Source organism: Hoeflea sp. (assembly GCF_039975035.1).
Classification (GTDB): domain Bacteria; phylum Pseudomonadota; class Alphaproteobacteria; order Rhizobiales; family Rhizobiaceae; genus Hoeflea.
The window spans coordinates 1-15,391 of record NZ_JBDWHW010000248.1 but is presented as its reverse complement, the minus strand read 5'-3'; the positions used below and the strand labels follow the sequence as shown (position 1 = coordinate 15,391).

The following is a 15,391-nucleotide window of genomic DNA, read 5'->3' as shown; positions in this document are numbered from 1 at the left end:
GAAGAAAGACAACCGCTTCGCCAACCGCATCACACTCCACCACCACATCATCCATCGTCGTCCTCCTTCCAAATCAGAGGATCACGACAGATTCAGCTTATTACCCCTTTGTCACGCATTTCTTCACCCGATTGCCCTGGTCAAATGCCCGGAAAGCCTTGCAGTCCGGCCTGCTTTGTTCTACCGGACAGGACGCTGAAGTTTCCAAGATAATGAGCCTGCTATGACCCTCGTCGACACCCGCACTCCTGATCCCAAACGGCTGATTCCCGGCGCCACCGGCGATTGGGAAATCATCATCGGCCTCGAGGTGCACGCCCAGGTGACCAGCAATTCGAAGCTTTTCTCGGGTGCCTCGACGCGCTTCGGCAAGGATGCCAACTCCAATGTGAGCCTGGTTGACGCGGCCATGCCGGGCATGCTGCCGGTGATCAACGAGGAATGCGTGCGCCAGGCCGTGCGCACCGGGCTCGGGCTGAAGGCGCAGATCAACAACCGCTCGGTTTTCGACCGCAAGAACTATTTCTATCCCGATCTGCCGCAGGGCTATCAGATCTCCCAGTTCAAGGATCCGATCGTTGGCGAGGGCGAGATCATCATCTCGGTCGGCCCGGACCGTCAGGGCCAGTTCGAGGATATCGAGATCGGCATCGAGCGGCTGCATCTGGAACAGGATGCGGGCAAGTCGATGCATGACCAGCATCCGGCCATGTCCTATGTGGATCTCAACCGTTCCGGCGTGGCGCTGATGGAGATCGTCTCCAAGCCCGACATGCGCTCGGCTGACGAGGCCAAGGCCTATGTCACCAAGCTCCGCTCGATCCTGCGCTATCTCGGCACCTGCGACGGCAATATGGATGAGGGCTCGATGCGCGCCGACGTCAATGTGTCGGTCAGGAAACCGGGCGGCGAATTCGGCACCCGCTGCGAGATCAAGAACGTCAACTCGATCCGCTTCGTCGGCCAGGCCATCGATTATGAAGCCCGCCGCCAGATCGGCATCATCGAGGATGGCGGCACGATTGATCAGGAAACCCGCCTGTTCGACCCCGGCAAGGGTGAAACCCGCTCGATGCGCTCCAAGGAAGATGCGCATGACTACCGCTATTTCCCCGATCCGGATCTGCTGCCGCTCGAATTCGACGACGCCTTTGTCGAAGCGCTGAAGGCAGACCTGCCGGAATTGCCCGATGACAAGAAAGCGCGCTTTGTCGCCGACATGGGGCTGAGCATCTACGATGCGTCGATCCTGGTTTCTGAAAAGGCCGTGGCTGACTATTTTGAAGAAGTGGCAAGCGGCCGCGACGGCAAGATGACGGCCAACTGGATCATCAACGACCTGCTGGGCGCCTTGAACAAATCCGGCAAAGGCATTGAAGAGACTCCGGTTTCCCCCGCCCAGCTCGGCGGCGTGATCGATCTGATCAAGGATGGCACGATTTCCGGCAAGATCGCCAAGGACCTGTTCGAAATCATCTGGGAAGAGGGCGGCGATCCGGCGGAAGTGGTCGAAGCCCGCGGCATGAAACAGGTCACCGACACCGGCGCCATCGAAAAGGCGGTCGACGAGGTGATCGCCGCCAATCCGGATCAGGTGGCCAAGGCCCAGGCCAAGCCCGCGCTCGCCGGCTGGTTTGTCGGTCAGGTGATGAAGGCCACCGGCGGCAAGGCCAACCCCAAGGCTGTGCAGGATCTGGTCAAGGCCAAGCTCGGCATTGAGGAATAACGCGGCGCGATGGCAGCGGTCGATCAGTCCGTGCTGCGCCATGCCCGCGTTCTGTGGGATTACCACAACACCGAGACACCGCTCGAGACTGCGGACGCGATCATCGGTTTGGGCAGCTACGACCTGCGTGTGGCCGACCGATGTGCACAGCTGTTCCATCGCGGACTGGCTTCAAGGATCATCTTCACCGGAGCCTCCGGCAACTGGACCCAGGGCATGTTCGCAGGGTCGGAGGCCGCAGCGTTCCTCCAACGCGCCGTTTCACTGGGTGTCCCCGGCGAGGCGATCACGGCTGAAGAAAAAGCCACCAATATCGGTGAGAACATCGGTTTTGTTCGCTCGATCATCCCCGATGCGCAACGGCTGATCTGGGTTACAAAACCGCAAACGCGGCGGCGGGTGAGCGCGAGTCTGGCGGTCAAATGGCCGCAGGTGACGTCGATGATCACCGCTCCGGAACATTCCTTGGCCGAGCAGCCCGGCAAGCATCATTCGCTCGAAGCGTTGATTGCTGAAATGGTTGGCGACGTCTGGCGCATGGCCGCATATCCGGACACCGGATTTCAAGCCCTGCAGCCGCTTGGGGCAGACGTTCGAATGGCATTTGACAGGCTGGTGACGGCAGGGTTCACCAATCATTTACCCCCACGGGTTCGTTCACTTCTTGACCGTTGAACCGGCGCGGGATGAAACTGCCGCGGAAAAATCAACGACAGCACATTGTTCAATTGCATGGCCTTGAGCCGTGACAACGATAGGAAGCCCCGATGTTCTTTGTTCGCTCCGCCTCTGCCCGCGATATTCCGGCCATCCGCGATGTGTTGGCCGAAACCTGGCGGGCCACCTATGCGCCGTTTTACGGAGCCGCAAAGGTCGAGGAAATCATCGCGGACTGGCATTCCGAAACCGCGATCAAGGCTATGCTCGATCGCCCGCATGGCGAATTTCTGGTGGCCGACGATGGCAAGCTGATCGGAGGCGTTGCCTTTGCCAGCTACAAGGCCGGAACCAAGATGGTTTCGCTGCATCAGCTTTACGTGCGGCCTGAATGTCAGGGACTGGGGATCGGGCGTGATCTGTTCGCCGAAATCGAGACCTGCTTTCCGGACGCGCAAAACCTGACGCTGGAAGTCGATCCGGGCAATGAACCGGCGATTGCGTTCTACCAGGCTCACGGCATGAAGGAGACCGGACGCACCGACAATTGCGCCAGGGGCGAATCGGGCATTCCGGCGCTGATCCTGTCAAAACCGCTCGCGGGGTAATCCGGACGGCTCATTTAGCAGCCAGTTCTCTGCCCTCATCGTGCCAAAACCGCACCGCCGGACAGACGATGATAGAGCGCCGGAGCTCGCGGTCGCAGGCAACCGCAACAGCGACCATCACAGCTTCCTTTAAGTTGCGGCCGCACAGTTACAGATGCCAGTGCGGGCCTTCCTGGTGCTGCACCACCAGATCTGCCGAGCAACCGGTCGGGTAGCACCATTTGACCCGCAGGCAGTCCTGTTCCATGGCGCCGCCCCCGGCACATTTGGTCCGCGCGCGGCCAAGCGTCTTGTCGGTGTTTTGACCGGTGCACCCACCTGAGGACTGTTCGGGCGCTTGGGGAAAGGCAATGCCCACCGACCCGTCCTGGGCCACGGTTGGCGTTGATGCCAGCGAGATGCAGCGACAGGGTCGCAATCGCAAATCTGAAGGTCATGAAAACTCTCCTCTTCGATGTCCACCATGATCCAGACAGGATGATGGTCCGCAGCCCGGTTCGGGCCTTAGGCACATGTTGTAGTGCCAGGGGTCGGCTGTGCATGGCTCATGACGGCAGACTTCCCGCATGCTAGGAGAAATCCTGATTTCTTCATCGGCCTGTGTGTGCCGGTCTCCACTGATCTGATCGGAGTTCTGACATCATGACGAGATCTATTGAAATCCGCCTGGCCGACCGGGGTGATGTGGCTGCCATTGCCGCGATGTTCGCGCAGGACACGCTTGGCGGTCATGGTGACAGCGCTGACCCCGCCGAGCTTCCACTCTACCTGGCCGCCTTTGATCGCATCGCGACCAGTCCCAATGACGCGCTTTATGTCGCGGTCAGGGATGGTGAGGTCGTCGGCACATTCCAGACCACGCTGATCACGTCGCTGACCGGCAAGGGGGCTTCGAGTTTGACCATTGAGGCAGTGCATACCCGCACCGATATGCGCGGGCTCGGTATCGGCCAGAGCATGGTCAATCATGCAATTGCCCAGGGCAGGGATCAGGGCGCGCGCCTGGTGCAATTGATGTCGAACGCCGTGCGGCACGACGCCCACAGGTTTTACCAGAACCTCGGCTTCACCCGGAGCCATGCCGGTTTCAAGATGAAATTGCGCTGAGCTTAGACCCTTCCGCCACTGGACAATGCGGCCAGAGCGGGCCATAAGGCGGGAAGTGACGCGGCTGGAAAACGGTCGCCTGGTCCACGGAAGAGAGGCTTTCATGAAGACGCTACTTCTTCAGATATTCACCTGGTGGAATGGACAGACCCTGGGAACCAGGTTCCACACTTGGCGGCATGGAAAGCGTGTTGGCGAGGATGAGTCCGGCAACGTCTATTACGAGGGCGGATTGGACTCTGAAGGCCGCACCCGGCGCTGGGTGATCTACAACGGTCCGGCCGAAGCCTCTGCGATTCCCGCCGGCTGGCATGGCTGGATGCATCACCGCACTGATGTGTCGCCGTCCGCCGAGACTTATGTCGCCAGACCCTGGGAAAAGGCGCATCAGCGAAACCTGACCGGCACCGGCGGGGCATACCACCCCAAGGGTTCGATTCTCAATCAGGGCGCCCGTCCGCATGTGACCGGCGACTATGACGCCTGGACGCCGAAATCATAACAAGCCGCGACTTCTTTGGCGCAGCCATGCCACATTTCATGGTTAACGCTTCATTGACGCCGGTGCGGTAGACATGCCGGAGCAGCCCCGAGCGGGCATTGTGACGAGTGAAGCCGATGACAATCCACGCTTATAATCTGGCAAAGCGCACTGGCGCGCTCCTTGCCGTATCATTGGGTCTTCTGGCCGCCGGTGCGCCGGCGCTCGCGGCCCGAATCGAAAACCCCGTGGCTGTGTTTTCCGGGATCGACAAGATCACCGGGCGAATTACCACCTTCGATGTCTATGTCAACGAGACCGTCCAGTTCGGCGCGCTTCAGGTGACGCCGCGGGTTTGCTACAGCCGCGACGAGACCGAACCGCCGAAGACCACCACTTTTGTCGAGGTCGACGAGATTACGCTGGATCGCAAGGTCCGTCGGCTGTTCACTGGATGGATGTTTGCCGATTCGCCCGGTCTCAATGCGGTGGATCACGCCGTCTATGATGTCTGGCTCACGGAATGCAAACAGCAGTCCGATATACCGGCTCCAACTCCGGGCAACTGATTTTCCCCAACAGTCCGCAACGGCAAAACGCCCCGTGTCCGTCAGACACGAGGCGTTTGCTTGTTGGGCTGGCCGGTGCGGGGTTAGCGCGAAGCGACCGGTGTGACCAGCGGCGTGATGCGGCGGATGGTCACCCGACGGTTGAGCCGTTCCGGTGCTTCGGTCCGGATCTTGAGGTAGCGCTCACCGTACCCTTGCGTGACGAGGTTTTCGGGCGGAATGCCGAACACGTCCGTCAATGCCACCGCGATCGTTTCAGCGCGTTCGTCCGAGAGCAGCAGGTTTGCATTGTCCTTGCCCACGGCGTCGGTGTGGCCTTCGATCAGGAAGGTCTCCGCAGGGTTCTCCTCCAGAATCCTGGTCATGGCGTCGGCGACATCCGAAAGCCGCTGAATCTGGTCGTCGGCGATCGTCGCCTTGCCAAACTCGAAAGTCAGGCTGTCGAGATCGATGCGGCGAACCTTGTCGCGGATACGGGCTGACCGGCGAACTTCCTCGACCGTGTAGAGACGTTCCACCTGTTCGACCGGAGGCTCCATCAGGAAGTCGAGATACGCCGATGGCTCGGCATCGGTTGCGTCCAGAATGTACTCACTGACCGGAATCTGCAGTTGCAGCCTGGGCAGATTACGGCCCGGATCGACAAATGCCTCGCGCGAACCATCGCTGTTGGCATTGGCGTAAAACAGCACATATTCCTGGCCGTCCGGCATGATCCGGCTGCGTTGCATCACGTCGCCCCAGCGATTGGAGATCGTGACCAGTTGCACACCATTCGGCCGGACGATGACTTCGCGCACCCGTCCGCCACCAAGCTGCTCATAATAGACTTCCTCGCTGCCCGCCTGAAGCCGGTCGCGTTCGTCATGCTCGATGATCGTGCGATTGTCGACTTCAATGATCGTGCGGTTGTCGACCTGGTTGACAATGGTCACGTTGGTTTGCTGCTCGCGTGGTGGCGATTGGTCGATACGTTCGCCCCGCTCGGAAAGCGCCTGTGGGGCGGGCGTGTCCCGCAAGGCGGGTGCCTGGGATTCCTGATCCGAGGTGGGCGGGGGTGCAGCGGGCTCGTTTGACTGAGCTGCGGCCGGAGCGCCGTTTTCACCTGCCGCAGGCTCTTCCTTGGCGCTGTCAAGCACGGGGGCGCCGTTTTCAACCGGCAAGGTCAACTGCTCTGCGGGTTGCGCCGGTGCGGCGTCAGCAGGCTGGGCCGGAGCATCGGCGTCCCCAGCCGGTTGAGAACCATCGGTCTGCGCGGCTTCAGGCTCGGCTTTGGATTTTTCTGCTCCAGCGTCCGAGTCCGCTGCTGCCGGTTTTGCCGGTTTCTTTGCCGGCTTGGCCTCTTCTTGTGCCGCAGGTTGTTGAGCCTCTGGTGCCGCGGCCGGTGCTTCCGCGGCGGGATCAGCGGCCTTTTCCGGCGCGGTAGCAGGTTTGGCTTCTGGAACGGCTTTCTCCGGCTTGGCTTCAGCCGGGGCCTCTGGCGCCGGCGTCACTTCGGGTGCTGCTTCGGGGGCCGGTGGGGCCTCCTTCGCTGGAGCCTCGGCGGCAGGCTGTTCGACTGCTTCCTGTGCCGGCGCAGGTTCGGGAGTCGGGACAGGTTCAGGCGCGGCTTCCGCAGGTGCTGCGGGCGCTTCTTCAGCCTTGGGTTCCGGTGTGGCATCCGCCGGGGCAGGTTGCGGTGCTGGCACCGGTTCTGCCGCGGGTGGCGTTGCTTCAGGTACAGGCGCCGGTTCTGGTTTCGGGGCAGGTTGTGGCGCCGCTGCTGGCTTCTCGGCGGGAGCCGGTTGTGGGACGGGGGCGGCTTCCGGCGCCGGCTCAGCGGCGGGAGCGGCTGGTTCGGGGGCCGGTTCCGGGGCTGGCGCAGGTTGCGCCGCAGCTTGGGCAGCGGCGACATTGGCCTGTGCCGCGGCAACGTCGGCTTGAGCCGCCGCGACATCTCCGCCTGACGCTTGTGCTTCCGACAGGCGTGCGAGAGCCGCCGCCAGCGCTGCCTGGGCATCTCCGGGGCTCATCTGCACCCGGACGATTGCCGGGGCCGGGACTGAGCCCGTCACTGATCTTGCAATTGAAAGAGGTCCTGCATGGGCAATGCCCAGGCCGCTCAGACTGATGGCGGTGGACGCGAGTAAAAGTCGGGTTAGTGTCACGAGTGCAACTCCTTTTGGGAAATCCGTCACCTCTGTAACGTTCGGGCCTTCGGTGCGGTTCCATTTGCAATGGCGATTGCGTGCCGGGTGCTGCAAAATTCGGCTTTACGGATCCGCATTTGCCGTCGTGTCACTCGCGGCTTTTCCCGAAAGTCGTACAAAACCGGACGCGCGCGTGGTTTGATGGGGAGTCAAGTAGTGGGGGATGAAGCCTTGCTCAGCCAACGAGGCTATTTGAGGACTGCGGGAAATTCCCGCTATGGCTGCTCCGAAAACTTCAGGTCCGGTCCTTCAAGCGCTTCTTCGAGCATCCCGACATACTCCTGACGTGGAATATCGATCGCACCGAAACGCTTGAGATGCTCTGTGGTGAACTGGGTGTCGAGCAGCACGAAGCCGCGGGCTCGAAGCCGCTCGACCAGATGCACAAGGCAGATCTTGGACGCATCGGTGGCGCGGCTGAACATGCTTTCGCCAAAGAACACCCGTCTTAGCGAGACCCCGTAAAGCCCGCCCACCAACTCGCCATCGCGCCAGGCCTCGACGCTGTGAGCGTGGCCGAGCCGGTGCAAGCTGCCGTAAAGTTCGGCGATGGTCGAATTGATCCAGGTTGAAGGCCGGTTCTCGACGCTTTGGGCGCACGCCGCCAGGACTTCATCGAAGGCTGTGTCGAAGCGGATTTCGAACGGCGCCTGCCGCACCGTACGGGCCAGCCGTTTGGGCACATGGAACCCGTCGAGCGGCAAAATCCCGCGCAATTCCGGCTCGACCCAGAACAGGTCCGGGTCGTCGGCGGAATCAGCCATCGGGAACAAACCCGAGGCATAGGCGCGCAGCAGCAATTCAGGCGTGATCCGGAGATGGTCGCCGTGCCGCAAGGCTCAATCTCCCCCAGCCGGAGAAAGGGGAGATCTATTTGTCGGCTTTGGCTGCAAGGAATTTTTCCAGCCAGTGGATGTCGTAGTCGCCATTTGCGATGTCCGGATTGGCAAGAAGATCGCGAAACAGCGGGATCGTTGTCTTGATGCCGTCGACGACAAACTCGTCCAGCGCCCGCCGCAGCCGCATCATGCATTCTACCCGCGTGCGCCCGTGAACGATCAGCTTTCCGATCAGGCTGTCATAATAAGGCGGGATCTTGTAGCCCTGATAAACGCCGGAATCGACCCTTACGCCAAGCCCGCCAGGCGGGTGGTAATGCGTGATCGTGCCGGGTGAGGGCACAAAGGTGGACGGGTCTTCGGCGTTGATCCGGCACTCGATGGCATGACCATGGAAGCGGATGTCTTCCTGGGTGACCGACAATCCGGCGCCAGACGCGATCCGGATCTGTTCATTGACCAGATCGATGCCCGTGATCGCTTCGGTAATGGTGTGCTCTACTTGCAGGCGCGTGTTCATTTCGATGAAAAAGAACTCGCCATTCTCATACAGAAACTCGATGGTGCCGGCGCCGCGATATTTCAGCTTGCGCATCGCCACCGCACAGATTTCGCCGATTTCCATCCGCTGGTTTTCATTGAGCGAGGGCGAGTTGGCTTCTTCCCAGACCTTCTGGTGTCGCCGTTGCAGCGAGCAGTCGCGCTCGCCCAGATGGACCGCGTTGCCCTCGCCATCGCCAAGGACCTGGATCTCGATATGGCGCGGCTGGCCGAGATACTTTTCCATGTAGACGGCATCATTGCCAAAGTTGGCCAATGCTTCCGACCGTGCTGTCGACAGGGCTTCGGAAAGTTCGCCGGCGTTGTTGGCGATTTTCATGCCCCTGCCGCCGCCGCCCGCGGTTGCCTTGATCAACACCGGATAGCCGGTTTCCTTGGCGACCTCGAGGGCTTGCTCGACATCGAACACCTCGCCGTCGGAGCCCGGAACACACGGAATGCCCAGGCTCACAGCGGTCTTCTTGGCCGTGATCTTGTCGCCCATCAGACGGATGTGGTCGGCGGTTGGTCCGATAAAGGTAATGCCGTGCGCTTCAAGAATATCGGCGAACTTGGCATTTTCGGACAGGAATCCGTAACCGGGATGCACCGCGTCCGCTCCGGTTATCTCGCAAGCCGCGACGATCTGGTGAATGTTGAGATAGCTGTCGCGCGATGGCGGCGGACCGATGCAAACGCTCTCGTCGGCCAGCCGCACATGCATGGCGTCCTGGTCGGCGGTCGAATGCACCGCAACGGTCTGTATGCCGAGCTCCTTGCAAGCCCTGAGCACCCTGAGTGCGATCTCGCCCCGATTGGCAATAAGGACCTTGGAGAACATGGCCTGGCTCACTTACTCGATCACAATCATCGGTTCGGCAAATTCCACCGGATGGCCATCGGTGACCATTACCTCGACGACCTTGCCGGCGCGCGGTGCGGGGATCTGGTTCATGGTCTTCATGGCTTCAATGATCAGGATTGTCTGACCTTCCGTCACCGTTTGCCCAACCTCGACGAACGCTTTGGCGCCTGGTGCCGGCGACAGGTATACGGTGCCGACCATCGGAGCGGTGACCGTGTTGGCTGTTTTTGCGGCTGCGGTCGCGACTGCTTCCGCGGAAGCCGTGGCAGACTGTAGCGGCACCGCCGGCGCGGGCGCCTGATGCTGCGCAATTGGCGCGTGAACGGTCTGAACCGTTCCGGCGCGGCTGACACGCACACGCAGATCATCCTGTTCGATCTCGATCTCGGTGAGATCGGTTTCATTGAGAATGTTGGCCAGATCCCGGATCAAATCCTGGTCGATCGACGGTTTTCGTGTTGCCATCGGACTATTGCCTCTGTTTTGTTGTTGCGAACGGCATTTGGCGCCGTTTCGCTGATTATCCGACCCTTTACAGCCCCGCACTGCCAAATGACAAGCCTGCGACGGCGCGGAGCCGTGAAAAGGCCGCTACCCGGGAACCGGGGTAAGGCGTGTGACCCTCAGGCATACACTGGATGTAGGCCGCCGGGGAAGGCTTTCGCTTGATAGCGCGGATTGTCCACAAGCGATTGATCGCGCTTGCGGCTGGTTCGAGCCGGTCATGTCAACAGATGGTGCTTTCGCATTGGCGCATATTGTTGATCTTCGCCAGCAGCGTCTCCTCGCCAACGGCTCCGAACACGGCTTCATCACCGATAACAAACGAAGGTGTGCCTGAAATGCCAAGGGCGTTGGCCAGTTCATAGGTTTGCCGGATTGACTGGTCGATTGCAGGATCATCCATCCCGGCGACCAGCGCAGCTTCTTCAACTCCCAGGCTCTTCGCAATCTCGATTGCCTGCGTCTCGGTGGCGCGAACATCGCCGCCGAGCAGCTTCATGTGGAAATCACTGTAGAGTTCCGGCGCAAGCTTTCGAAACGACATGGCAACCCGGTGTGCGGCAAGCGAATCGGGCCCCAGAATTGGAAATTCCTTGAGCACGAAACGCAGGTTCGGATCCTTGTCGAGCAGGCCGATCATGTCGTTCATGGCGCGCTTGCAGAAGCCGCAATTGTAATCATAGAACTCGACAATCGTGACGTCGCCATCCGGATTGCCAAGAACCACGTCCTCGGGCGCACGGAAGATGGCCTCCTTGTTGTCAGTGATCGCGGCCTGCGCCATCACGCGGCTTTCCGTTTCCTTCTTGATTTCCAGCGCCTGGCTCATTTCCTCGATGATCTCGGGATTTGCCATGAGGTATTCGCGGATAAATGCTCCGAATTCCTGCTTCTGGCTGTCATCGAGCGCCGCAGCGGGCAGCGGCAGGGCCGTGGACACGCTGATCAGAAGAGCGGTCAGCAGACCGGTGCGGGTGAGGTGTTTCATTGTGTCAGGATCCTTGTTTCAACCGCCGCGACGCTCCGTCGGCCCCGCAGAAGTGTTCTATTTTCCGATGGTTAAGATGTCGTTGGCTCTGAGCGCTCCCGGTGAACCCTTGGGCAGTTTTTGCAGCGCACGGGCTGCGAAAACCTTGGCATCACGGGTGTTGCCGGCGCGAAAATTGCCTTCCGCCATGATCAGTTCGGCATTGGCGATATCGCCGGCCTGGGCATAGGCCTGAGACAGGTGTCGGTAGGCCGAGAAGTTCTCCGGCTCGCTTTGCAGCGATGCCCGCAACTCGTCAATGGCGCGTCCCATGTTGGCAGGCTTGCCCGAAGCAACAAGCGCGAAACCCAGCCGCGCCCTGATCAGCGGAGATTTGGTCGGGTCGAGCTTGACCGCCTGGTTGAATTCCTTGATCGCCTCGTCGCTCTTGCGCAGCTTGATCAGAACTTCGCCGCGAAATTCGTGGAAATAGGGATTGTTCGGCTGTTCCCGGATCAACGCATCGAGTTTCTTGAGTGATGCTGCGGAATTGCCTGCCAGGTCGGTGGCGATGGCGTCGCCATACCGGGCCGCCACGGAAGCCCGATCATCGGAAAACAGACGGGCCACAGAGCTGGCGCCGCCCATGTAGGCTGCGATCTTGGCACGCATCATTTGATGGCGTTGCACAAGACTTGCGGGATCCTTTGCGCCGAAATGCTTGCTCTTGCGCGCCAGCTCCTCCAGCAGCGCGATGCGCTCGCGCGGCAGCGGATGGCTGATCTGGTATTTGTCGACCTGAACTCCCGACAGCGAAAGGCTCTGGGAGAAACGCTCGAACGTGGTCAGCATGCCGCGCATCGATTGCCCGGTGGCGTTGAGATAGCGCGCGGCAGCCTGGTCGGCGTTCATCTCCTCGGAGCGGCGGTAACTCAGCAGGCTGCGTTGTGCGATCCCGGGCGCGGCGGTGATCAGCGCGCCACCAGCCTGCGCTCCGCCCGAACTGCCGGCAATGCTGCCCGCGGCAATGGCGCCTGCCCCAAGCAGACCACCGACAATCGCCAAGGTGCGCGCAGCGGCGATTTGCTCGCGCAGCCTTTGCTGATGCCCGCCGGCCAGATGTCCAGCTTCGTGCGCGATGACGCCGATGATCTCATTCGGCACGGTCGCGGCGGTCAGCGCGCCGGTGTTGACGAAGATCCGCTGGCCGTCAACAAACGCGTTGAAGCTTGGATCGTTGACAAGGACGATCTGAACCCGGCTGGTCTTCAGCCCTGCTGCCTTGAGCACAGGCGTGGCGTAGTCCCTGAGCAGGGTCTCGACTTCGGCGTCGCGCACAACCTGAACATTGCCCTGCGCAAACGCGGGCAGCGCCAGAGTGCAGGAAAGCATCGCGGCGGTCATGGCTGTAACGGTTCGGCGGATGACGCGTGCCCGGTCAACCTTGGAGTACGTCGCCATTGAGTTTGATATCCTCATCATATCCCAAAAGTAATGGCTATGTCTGGAAAAGCAATCGTCAAAGCCCGACGATCCATCCTCCTCGCGCTCTTGTGATGGACATGACAATCAGGCATTTGTGCGGCTGGCGTCAGGCACGGCCTCATCCTCGGCTTTGACGTCTCGACGGGCCGGAACAGCCGCGTGGTGCTGGTCCGATGGGGCAGTACAGGTTTGACAAGGGAGTTTCGGAGTTGACAATGCAGCGCAAGCTATCGGTTGAGCCGTTTCACGCCATGGATATTCTGGCGGAAGCAACCAGACTCAAGAGCGAGGGCAGGGATGTGATCTCCATGGCGGTGGGGCAGCCGGCGCATCCGGCGCCGGCCGTGGCTCTGACCGCAGCTGCACGGGCGCTCGAGGCCGGACGCCTGGGGTATACCGATGCTCTCGGCGTCAAGAGCTTGCGCCAGGCGATCGCCGGGCATTACAAGCGGGTCCACGACGTCGATCTCGATCCCCGCCGCGTCGCCGTGACCGCGGGATCGTCAGCCGGTTTCAATCTGGCGTTTCTGCAACTGTTCAATCCCGGCGATCTGGTCGTCATCACCCGGCCCGGTTACCCGGCTTATCGCAACATTCTCTCGGCTCTGGGCCTGAAAGTCGTCGAGATCGCCGTCGATGGCTCGACCGGGCATGCGCTGACGCCCGAGGCGATCGAAGCGGCGGAACATGAAGCCGGCGCACGCGTTGCCGGCGTCCTGATCGCCAGCCCGGCCAACCCGACCGGTGCGGTGCATTCCAGACAGGCAATCGCCAGGCTCGACGAATGGTGCGCGGATCGCGGCGTGGCCTTCATTTCCGATGAAATCTATCATGGCCTGACCTGGAGCGGTGAGGAAACCACGGCCTTGTCGGTGTCGGACAATGCGGTCGTGATCAATTCATTCTCGAAGTATTTCTGCATGACCGGCTGGCGCATCGGCTGGATGGTGCTGCCTGAAGATCTGGTGCGTCCGGTAGAATGTCTGGCGCAGAGCCTTTACATCAGCCCTCCGGAATTGTCCCAGATCGCCGCAGAGGCGGCGCTGGCGGGGATTGCCGAGATGGAGGCGGTTCGCGACGGCTACCGGCGGAACCGGACATTGCTCGCCGAGCGCCTGCCGGCGCTTGCATTGCCGTTCGCCGCGCCCATGGATGGCGCCTTCTACGCGTGGGTCGATGTCTCGGGACATACCAATGATTCGATGGCCTTCGCCCGCCAGATGCTGGCCGATATCCATGTGGCGGCGACGCCGGGCAGGGATTTCGATCCAGTCGATGGCCCGCGGTTCATGCGGTTTTCCTATGCCGGCAGCCTTGACGACATGAGCAGGGCGCTTGACCGCATGCAAATCTGGCTCGGCAATCGCTGAGCCGGGTCGGGCTCTGGCCTGACGAAGCCTGCTGTCACAATTCCGGACATTAAAAAACCGGCGGTCGCTGAACTGACCCCATTAAGTTGGACGGTTTATAGGCTGGGCAGATTTAAGGGCTGGGTCCTGTATTGTACAGGGCTCAGCCCTTTGAGTTTCATCTTGATCCTGTCGTGGTTATAATAGTGGATGTATTCCTCGATACCGGCCTTCAAGCTTTGCGGGCTTTCGAACGTGTTGGGATGGAAGAGTTCGGATTTCAGCACGGCAAAGAAGCTTTCCATGGCGGCGTTGTCGAGGCAGTTGCCCTTGCGTGACATGCTCTGGACGATGTTCCGCGTTTGCAGCTGGCTTTGATAGGCGGGCATCTGATACTGCCAGCCCTGATCGGAATGCAGGATCGGCTTTTCTCCACATTTCAGTTTTTCCAAAGCCTTGGTGAGCATGCCCTCCACCAGTTTGAAGACGGGCCGGCGGGCTGTCTCGAAGGCGATGATCTCGCCGTTGAAGAGGTCCATGACCGGTGAGAGATAGAGCTTCTCGCCCGCCACGTTGAACTCGGTGACGTCGGTCACCCATTTCAGGTTCGCAGCCTCGGCTTTGAACTGGCGCTTCAGGAGATCGGGAGCGATGCGTCCGGCAGCTCCCTTGTAGGAGCGATATTTCTTCGGGCGCACCAGCGACTTCAACCCCATCTGCCCCATCAGGCGCTGAACCGTCTTGTGATTGACGTGCTGTCCCAGCCGGCAAAGCGCTGCCGTGATCCGGCGATAGCCATAGCGGCCCTTGTGAAGCGTGAAGACGGCCTTGATGCTGTCCTTGAGCGCCGCATGCCGATCGGCCAGCGCGGAGGTCTTTTGCCGATAGTAGAACGTGCTGCGCGCCAAGCCTGCCAGTTGCAGCAGGCCGGCAAGCGGATGGGATGGCCTTAACGCGGCAACGGCTTGCGCTTTTTCGGCGCTTGTCGTTCCTGCGTTAAGGCCTTGAGTTTTTTTAGGTAGTCGTTCTCCATCCGCAGATAGTTCAGCTCAGCCACCAGTTCCTCGCGGCTGCGGGTGTCATCGCCCGGCAAGACTTGCGGGTGTTCTGCAGCGGGCGCGACTGTCGGCGGCTTGGGCATCGATTTGGGCCTTCCTCTGCGGCGCGGGGCCAATGCCTCTATCCCGCCGCGTTCATAACGCCGCTCCCAGTCCGAAAGGCAGCTCTTGTTGCGGATGTTGAATAATGCAGCGGCCTGACGGTAGGAAAGCCCATCCTCCCATATCCGCCGAAGTACCGATAGCTTGAACTCGGCGTCGTAGTGGCTGAACTTCTTCACCAATCCAGCCAGGCCGTGCTGAGCATGGATCGCAACCCATTTTTCCACGGTCGAATGATCTATTCCAAACCGAGCTGCGATTCGGCGGAAGCCGTCTGAACCCTCTTCATACGCCAACACCACCGACTGCTTGAAAGACGTGCTGTATTTGGACATGCAAACCCCC

General features: G+C 60.7%; 15 protein-coding genes and 1 pseudogene. 8 read left to right on the top strand and 8 right to left on the bottom strand.

Going from position 1 to position 15,391, the window contains the following annotated elements; genetic code table 11:
• From ABJN75_RS22125 to ABJN75_RS22110, 4 genes are all read left to right on the top strand, one after another.
• The coding region (locus ABJN75_RS22125; RefSeq protein ID WP_348441789.1) for a hypothetical protein at positions 1–199 on the top strand (199 nt) is incomplete at its 5' end.
• Between the two features lie 24 nt (positions 200–223).
• A complete protein-coding gene (gene gatB, locus ABJN75_RS22120) occupies positions 224–1,726 on the top strand; it encodes an Asp-tRNA(Asn)/Glu-tRNA(Gln) amidotransferase subunit GatB (RefSeq protein WP_348441788.1) in 1,503 nt (500 codons plus the stop codon).
• A 9-nt stretch (positions 1,727–1,735) separates the two neighbouring features.
• Positions 1,736–2,401, top strand: a complete 666-nt coding sequence (locus ABJN75_RS22115) for a YdcF family protein (RefSeq protein WP_348441787.1) — start codon at positions 1,736–1,738, stop codon at positions 2,399–2,401.
• A gap of 92 nt (positions 2,402–2,493) precedes the next feature.
• Entirely contained in the window at positions 2,494–2,991 is a 498-nt protein-coding gene (locus ABJN75_RS22110; RefSeq protein ID WP_348441786.1) for a GNAT family N-acetyltransferase, read from the top strand.
• Between the two features lie 148 nt (positions 2,992–3,139).
• On the opposite strand, the gene ABJN75_RS22105 is transcribed toward ABJN75_RS22110, so the two are convergent.
• The gene (locus ABJN75_RS22105; protein ID WP_348441785.1) at positions 3,140–3,349 is read right to left on the bottom strand and encodes a hypothetical protein; all 210 of its coding nucleotides are present in this window, start codon (positions 3,347–3,349) and stop codon (positions 3,140–3,142) included.
• A 284-nt stretch (positions 3,350–3,633) separates the two neighbouring features.
• Here ABJN75_RS22105 and ABJN75_RS22100 point away from each other — a divergent pair, with 284 nt between their 5' ends.
• From ABJN75_RS22100 to ABJN75_RS22090, 3 genes are all read left to right on the top strand, one after another.
• Positions 3,634–4,098, top strand: coding sequence for a GNAT family N-acetyltransferase (locus ABJN75_RS22100; protein WP_348441784.1), 465 nt, complete (start codon positions 3,634–3,636; stop codon positions 4,096–4,098).
• Between the two features lie 103 nt (positions 4,099–4,201).
• Positions 4,202–4,600, top strand: coding sequence for an NADH:ubiquinone oxidoreductase subunit NDUFA12 (locus ABJN75_RS22095; protein WP_348441783.1), 399 nt, complete (start codon positions 4,202–4,204; stop codon positions 4,598–4,600).
• Positions 4,601–4,716: 116 nt separating this feature from the next.
• Positions 4,717–5,148 (top strand): DUF2155 domain-containing protein, encoded by a 432-nt coding sequence (locus tag ABJN75_RS22090; RefSeq protein WP_348441782.1) that lies wholly within the window; start codon positions 4,717–4,719, stop codon positions 5,146–5,148.
• Between the two features lie 83 nt (positions 5,149–5,231).
• On the opposite strand, the gene ABJN75_RS22085 is transcribed toward ABJN75_RS22090, so the two are convergent.
• The 6 genes from ABJN75_RS22085 to ABJN75_RS22060 form a co-directional block, all read right to left on the bottom strand.
• The gene (locus ABJN75_RS22085) at positions 5,232–7,202 is read right to left on the bottom strand and encodes an OmpA family protein (RefSeq protein WP_348441781.1); all 1,971 of its coding nucleotides are present in this window, start codon (positions 7,200–7,202) and stop codon (positions 5,232–5,234) included.
• Between the two features lie 350 nt (positions 7,203–7,552).
• Positions 7,553–8,173, bottom strand: coding sequence for a leucyl/phenylalanyl-tRNA--protein transferase (aat, locus tag ABJN75_RS22080; protein WP_348441780.1), 621 nt, complete (start codon positions 8,171–8,173; stop codon positions 7,553–7,555).
• A gap of 34 nt (positions 8,174–8,207) precedes the next feature.
• Positions 8,208–9,557, bottom strand: a complete 1,350-nt coding sequence (gene accC, locus ABJN75_RS22075; RefSeq protein ID WP_348441779.1) for an acetyl-CoA carboxylase biotin carboxylase subunit — start codon at positions 9,555–9,557, stop codon at positions 8,208–8,210.
• 12 nt (positions 9,558–9,569) lie between these two features.
• A complete protein-coding gene (accB, locus tag ABJN75_RS22070; RefSeq protein WP_348441778.1) occupies positions 9,570–10,046 on the bottom strand; it encodes an acetyl-CoA carboxylase biotin carboxyl carrier protein in 477 nt (158 codons plus the stop codon).
• 262 nt (positions 10,047–10,308) lie between these two features.
• Positions 10,309–11,073 (bottom strand): DsbA family protein, encoded by a 765-nt coding sequence (locus tag ABJN75_RS22065; protein ID WP_348441777.1) that lies wholly within the window; start codon positions 11,071–11,073, stop codon positions 10,309–10,311.
• A 57-nt stretch (positions 11,074–11,130) separates the two neighbouring features.
• A complete protein-coding gene (locus ABJN75_RS22060; RefSeq protein WP_348441776.1) occupies positions 11,131–12,513 on the bottom strand; it encodes a M48 family metalloprotease in 1,383 nt (460 codons plus the stop codon).
• Positions 12,514–12,752: 239 nt separating this feature from the next.
• On the opposite strand from ABJN75_RS22060, the gene ABJN75_RS22055 reads away from it, so the two are divergent.
• On the top strand, positions 12,753–13,907 hold the full coding sequence (locus tag ABJN75_RS22055) for an aminotransferase class I/II-fold pyridoxal phosphate-dependent enzyme (RefSeq protein WP_348441775.1): 1,155 nt from the start codon (positions 12,753–12,755) through the stop codon (positions 13,905–13,907).
• A gap of 95 nt (positions 13,908–14,002) precedes the next feature.
• On the opposite strand, the pseudogene ABJN75_RS22050 reads toward ABJN75_RS22055, so the two are convergent.
• Positions 14,003–15,381, bottom strand: a pseudogene (locus ABJN75_RS22050) (IS3 family transposase).
• Positions 15,382–15,391 lie beyond the last annotated feature (10 nt).